The sequence below is a fragment of the Microbacterium sp. genome (genome assembly GCF_049661145.1).
Classification (GTDB): domain Bacteria; phylum Actinomycetota; class Actinomycetes; order Actinomycetales; family Microbacteriaceae; genus Microbacterium.
In genome coordinates this window covers 1-5,837 of sequence record NZ_JBASZT010000104.1, presented here as the reverse complement: position 1 = coordinate 5,837, position 5,837 = coordinate 1, and the positions used below count along the sequence as shown (strand labels likewise).

Sequence of the window (5,837 nt, the reverse complement as noted above, 5' to 3'; positions counted from 1 at the left end):
CGCAACCACGCGAACGGCGAGGCGGCGGCCGCCACGGCGGCCACGAGCGCCACGGCGGGCAGCCCGGTCACCAACCACGCCACGGAGGCTCCCAACGCCCCGAGTACGACCCCGATCAGTACCGGCCTGCTGGCGGGAGCGTGCGCGTAGCCTGCGTCCTCGAGCATTCGGCGTAAGCGACCGTCGGAGGGGACGCTCTCACGTCGGGCACCGGCGGGCCACAGCCAGGGGGAGAGAACCAGCAAGACGCCGGCCGCCAACACCGCTCCCCACACGAGCGTCACGGCGCCTCCTTGCGGTAGAGCGACCGGGTCGCGACGACCCCGTCGATGATGCGCCCCGTGGTCTCCACGATCTCCTCGACGAACCGGGTCCCGTCCGCCGCGCGTCGGCAGTGGACCACGAGATGCACACCCGTCGCGATTGCGGGCAGGACGAACGCCGCATCGATGTTGCGACCTGCGAGCAGCGGCAGCGTCGCGAGGCGTTCGAGGGCGTCGACGGCGGAGTTCGCGTGGATCGTGGCGGCGCCCGGCACCCCGGTGTGCAGCGCGAGCAGCAGATCGAGCGCCTCGGCATCCCGAACTTCGCCGACGACGAGGCGATCGGGTCGCATGCGCAACGCCTCCTTCACGAGGCGGCGCAGGGTCACCGCCCCGGTGCCCTCCAGGCTCGGCTGTCTGCCCTGCAACGCGACGATGTCGGGAGCGCTCACGGCGAGTTCGAACGTCTCCTCCACGGTGACGATCCTCTGCTGTGGCGGGCACGCCGCGATGAGAGCCGCGAGCATCGTGGTCTTTCCCGCATGGGTCGCCCCTGACACGAGCACATTTCGCCCCTCCGCCATCGCGGCCCGCAACAGGTCGGCCACCGGGTGCGGCAGCGAGCCCGCCGCAACCAGGTCGCCGAGCGTCCGCCGCGCTGTGAGGAACTTGCGGATGTTGACGGCGAAGTGCGACCTCGTGATGTCGGGGATCACGACGTGCAACCGGCTGCCGTCCGGCAGCGATGCGTCCACGAACGGCTGGCTGAGGTCGACCCGGCGGCCGGTCGCGTGCAGCATCTTCTCGACGAGGTCGCGCACCGCCTCGTCGGTCAGCCTGATCGCTACTCGTTCACTGCGCCCCGCCCGCGCCACGAAGACCGCACTGGGATCGTTGATCCAGATCTCCTCGATCTCGGGGTCGTCCAGCAGCGCCTGCAGCGGTCCGTACCCGGTGACCCGGGCGAGCACGTCGCGCACGCAGGCGTCCTCGTCGTCGACGAACTCGAGCCCGCGTGCGAGCGCATAGTCGTTGTGGCGGCGCACTTCGGCGATCGCGACCTGCTGGGCGCGCCCCGGATGGCGCAGCGGGTCTGCCTGCTCCTCGCGCAGGCGATCCCGTACTCGCTCGGCGACCGCATGGACGGCGGCGGGAGCGAACTGCGCGGCGCCCGCGGGCGGGGTGGCACGGGTGGAGGCGGCGGTCTGAGTGAAGGGGGTCACCCCGGCATCCTGACAAGCACTCGCGACCGCGCGTCGAACTTATCCACAGTCGGACTCTGGACCTGTGGTCTGACCACAAGGTAGAATCACCGTGTGCTCACCATCACCGAGACCCTCCACGCGCAGGCCGAGGCCGCGGTGCACAAGACCGATGCCCTCCACTCCCCCGGGCGCTTCCTGGTGTCCGGGATGCTGGCGGGCGCCTACATCGGCATCGGCGTCGTACTGATGGTCTCGACCGCCGGCCCCCTGCTGGCCACCGGCGACGGCCTCGCCAAGCTCGTCGCCGGACTCGTGTTCGGCGTCGCGCTCACGCTCGTGGTGTTCGCCGGCGCCGATCTGCTCACCAGCGCGATGATGATCCTGCCGATCGGCTCGCTCATGCGGGCGATCGGTCCATGGCGAACGGTCGGCACGCTCGCGGCGACCTTCGTCGCGAACCTCGTCGGCGCTCTCGTCTTCGCCGGGCTGATCGTCGCATCCGGGGTGTTGCACGCCAATGCCGCCGCCGGTGACATGCTGCACGACATGCTCGCCGCCAAGGCCGCCGAAGGCCCCGTCGAACTGTTCGTCCGCGGCATCCTCTGCAACGTGCTCGTGTGCCTTGCGATCTGGATGTGCGCGCGAGTGCAGTCCGATGTCGCGAAGATCCTGCTGATCTTCGCCGCGATCCTCGCATTCATCAGTTCGGGTTTCGAGCACGTCGTGGCCAACATGACGACGTACGGCATCGGGCTGTTCAGCGGCGACCCGAATGCGACGTGGGCGCTGTTCGGGTCGAACCTGCTGTGGGTGGGCCTGGGGAACCTCGTCGGCGGCGCGGTCGTCGTCGGCCTCGGCTACTGGGTCGTCGGCGGTTCTCCGCGCCTGCCTGCCATCCCGGCCACCGCGGGCGAGGCGGACATCCCGGAACCCGCCGAACTCGCCGGATAGACTGAACGCTCCGCGGGAGTGGTGAAATCGGCAGACACGCAGGATTTAGGTTCCTGTGCCTTCGGGCGTGTGGGTTCAAGTCCCACCTTCCGCACGGGGACAGCCGTTATCCTTCTGCTGGCCCTGCCGCCGACCTCAACCGACGGGAACTTCGTGCACTCTCTCGCCCTCATCCCCTGGCTCGATCCTGAGCTGATCATCAACGCCGCCGGGCCCTGGGCTCTCCTCGTGGTGTGCTTCATCGTGTTCGCCGAGACGGGCCTGCTCGTCGGCTTCCTGCTCCCGGGCGACACGTTGCTGGTGATCTCCGGCCTGCTGACACACACCAACGACATCTTCGGCGTCAATATCTGGATCGTGTGCCTGCTCATCGCTCTCGCCGCGTTCATCGGCGGCGAGGTCGGCTACCTCATCGGGCACAAGGGCGGACCGGCCGTCTTCGAACGCAAGGAATCCGGCCTGTTCAGCCGCAAGAACGTCGAGCGCACGAACGCGTTCTTCGAGCGGTACGGCGGCCTGACCGTCATCCTCGCACGCTTCGTCCCGATCGTGCGCACCTTCGCGCCGGTCGCCGCCGGCGTCGGGCACATGCCCTGGCGTCGCTATTCCGTGTACAACCTCATCGGAGCCCTGCTGTGGGGCTTCGGTCTCACGATGGTCGGCTACCTCATCGCCTACATTCCGTGGGTCGCGCACCTGGTCACCGAGTACATCGACGTCATTCTGCTGGTCGCGGTGGGCGGCACGGCGCTGGTCACCCTGTGGCACTACTTCTCCGAGAAGCGCAAGGTGCGCAAGGAACTCGCCGCGGGCGCGCCCGAGAAGACGGATGCCGAGGACGCGGCCGACCTGGCCCTCCCGGCCGCAGCGTTCGAAGCGGCGCCGGTCGTGCACGAGGTCGCTCCCGAAGTGTTCGAGACGCCGCCGGCGCCCGTCGAGGGCGAGACCCGTCGCAGCCGCCGCGACGGCGCGGCATCCTGACGGCCGGTTCCGGCTGCTAGGACGCCTCGGTCTTCTTACGCGAAGCGCGGCTGCGTTCGACGCTGGCCCGCAGGGCCGCCATGAGATCGATGACCTCACCCCCGGCATCCGGCTCGCCCTTCTCACCGAAGGTCTCCGACGTGTCCAGCGCGTCGCCCTTCTCGAGCTTGGCGTCGATGAGGGTGCGCAGCTCCTGCTGGTACTCGTCGACGAACTGATCGGGATCGAAGTCGCTCGAGAAGCTCTCCACGAGCGATGCCGACAGTTCCAGTTCCTTCGCCGAGATCTTCACCGGTTCGTCGAGCGCCGGGAAGGCCGCCTCACGCACCTCATCCGACCAGAGAAGGGTCTGCAGCACGAGCACGTCGCCGCGCACACGCAGGGCCGCGAGCCGCGTCTTCTGCCGCAGCGAGAACCGCACGACCGCGGTACGGTCGGTCTGCTCGAGCGTTCGGCGCAGCAGCACGTAGGCCTTCGGTGAGGACGAGTCCGGTTCGAGGTAGTACGCCCGGTCGAGGGTGAGCAGGTCGATCTGGTCGCTCGGCACGAACTCGACGACCTCGATCTCGCGGCTGCGCTCGGCCGGCAGCGACGCGATGTCATCGGCGGTGAGCACGACGGTGCGGTCGCCGTCGTCGTACGCCTTGTCGATCTCGGCGTAGGGCACGACCTCCCCGTCGAGCTCGCAGATGCGCTGATAGCGGATGCGCCCGCCATCCTTCGCGTGCACCTGGTGCAGCGGCACGTCGTGGTCCTCGGTGGCGGAGTACACCTTCACCGGCACGTTCACGAGGCCGAATGTCAGCGCGCCCTTCCAGATCGCTCTCATCCTCACAGTCAACACCGGCGAGCGCGGTGGTCGCCAGGGGTTACGGCTCGCTTTTCAGGGCGCTGCGGCGCCGTGGCGTGGCGAAAGCCGCGGGTCCCTGAGGGACGCCTCCGTATTAGCCTGACGGCATGGCAGGCAGGGGGCAGGTGACGGGCCAGGTCGTCGACATCGACGGCAGGCGGGTGCGGCTGACCAATCTCGACAAGGTCCTCTACCCCCCGACCGGGCCGCACGCGTCCGGCACCACGAAGGCCGAGGTGATCGACTACTACTCCCGGATCGCGCCGTTCCTGCTGCCGCACCTTTCGGGCCGGCCCGTCACCCGCTTGCGCTGGCCCGAAGGCGTGGACCACCCGCCGTTCTTCGCGAAGGACCTCGAAGCCGGGGCGCCCGACTGGCTGCGTCGACACGCGATCGACCACTCGTCGGGGGCGAAGGACTACCCGCTCGTCGACGATGTGGCCGGCCTCGTCTACCTTGCCCAGGTCGCGAGCCTCGAGCTGCACACTCCCCAGTGGCGCTTCGACGGCGCCGGTCGCGGCAGACCGGACCGCCTCGTGCTCGATCTCGATCCGGGCCCCGGCGCCGGGCTCGCCGAGTGCGCCCAGGTCGCGCGCTGGGCGCGCGAGATCCTGCACGGTGTCGGGATGGAACCGTTGCCGGTCACGAGCGGTTCCAAAGGAATCCACCTGTACGCCCCGCTCGACGGCAGCCGCACGAGCGAGGAGATCTCCGCGTTCGCGCACGAGTTGGCCCGAGCGCTCGAAGCCGACCATGGCGACCTCGTCGTCAGCGCAATGAGCAAGAAGGCGCGCCCCGGCAAGGTGTTCGTGGACTGGAGCCAGAACAACGCCGCGAAGACGACGATCGCTCCTTACTCGCTGCGGGGCAGGCCGGAGCCGACTGTCGCCGCGCCCCGCACCTGGGATGAACTGGAAGACCCCGGGGTGCGGCACCTGGGTTTCGATGACGTACTGGAGCGGGTCACCACGATGGGCGATCTGCTCGCGCCGATGGCGCCCGTCGGAGCGGCAGCGGCGAGCACGGGTGACCCGCTGGCCACGTACGTCGCGAAGCGCGAGGCCACCGCCACCCCAGAGCCGTTCCCCGCAGGGGGTGCGGAGAACGACCCCGACGGTCGGCGCTTCGTCATCCAGGAGCACCACGCCAGCCGGCTCCACTTCGACCTGCGGCTGGAGCGCGACGGCGTGCTGGAGAGCTGGGCGGTCCCGCGCGGCATCCCGGAGACACCCGACCGGAACCATCTCGCGGTCATGACCGAGCCGCATCCGATCGAGTACCTCACCTTCGCCGGCGAGATCCCGAAGGGTCAGTACGGCGCCGGGACGATGACCGTGTGGGACACCGGCACCTACGAGGCCGAGAAGTGGCGCGAGGACGAGATCATCTTCACGCTCACCGGACGCCCCGGCGGACCGCTCACCGCCGTGCGCCTCGCGCTGATCCGCACGCAGGGCGCGGGTGAGAAGTCGCAGTGGCTCCTGCACCGGATGAAGGATGCCGGGACCTCGGCATCCGGCACCGCCTCGCTCGTGAGGTCACCTCGGCGCGCCCGGCCGGCGGCGCGCTCCGCCGCTTCGGGCCCTC

Annotated in this window: 5 protein-coding genes, 1 tRNA gene and 1 pseudogene; 4 read left to right on the top strand and 3 right to left on the bottom strand. The window is 69.5% G+C overall.

Annotation, left to right across the window (positions count from 1 at the left end; all coding sequences use genetic code 11):
- Window positions 1–284 (bottom strand): annotated as a pseudogene (locus tag WBP48_RS04475) (type II secretion system F family protein); the annotation flags it as partial.
- Entirely contained in the window at window positions 281–1,486 is a 1,206-nt protein-coding gene (locus WBP48_RS04470; protein WP_424436675.1) for a CpaF family protein, read from the bottom strand. The gene WBP48_RS04470 and the pseudogene WBP48_RS04475, both read right to left, overlap by 4 nt.
- A 93-nt stretch (window positions 1,487–1,579) precedes the next feature.
- On the opposite strand from WBP48_RS04470, the gene WBP48_RS04465 reads away from it, so the two are divergent.
- From WBP48_RS04465 to WBP48_RS04455, 3 genes are all read left to right on the top strand, one after another.
- On the top strand, window positions 1,580–2,419 hold the full coding sequence (locus WBP48_RS04465) for a formate/nitrite transporter family protein (protein WP_424436672.1): 840 nt from the start codon (window positions 1,580–1,582) through the stop codon (window positions 2,417–2,419).
- A gap of 12 nt (window positions 2,420–2,431) precedes the next feature.
- Window positions 2,432–2,513, top strand: a tRNA-Leu gene (locus WBP48_RS04460).
- 59 nt (window positions 2,514–2,572) lie between these two features.
- The gene (locus WBP48_RS04455; RefSeq protein WP_424436669.1) at window positions 2,573–3,400 is read left to right on the top strand and encodes a DedA family protein; all 828 of its coding nucleotides are present in this window, start codon (window positions 2,573–2,575) and stop codon (window positions 3,398–3,400) included.
- A gap of 16 nt (window positions 3,401–3,416) precedes the next feature.
- Here WBP48_RS04455 and WBP48_RS04450 read toward each other — a convergent pair whose 3' ends face one another.
- A complete protein-coding gene (locus WBP48_RS04450) occupies window positions 3,417–4,229 on the bottom strand; it encodes a Ku protein (RefSeq protein ID WP_424436666.1) in 813 nt (270 codons plus the stop codon).
- Between the two features lie 128 nt (window positions 4,230–4,357).
- Here WBP48_RS04450 and ligD point away from each other — a divergent pair.
- The coding region (ligD, locus tag WBP48_RS04445; protein WP_424436663.1) for a non-homologous end-joining DNA ligase at window positions 4,358–5,837 on the top strand (1,480 nt) is incomplete at its 3' end.

Excerpts from the sequence above, each read along its gene's own strand:
- WBP48_RS04450 (WP_424436666.1), bottom strand. The coding sequence starts at position 4,229 with ATGAGAGCGATCTGGAAGGGCGCGCTGACATTCGGCCTCGTGAACGTG.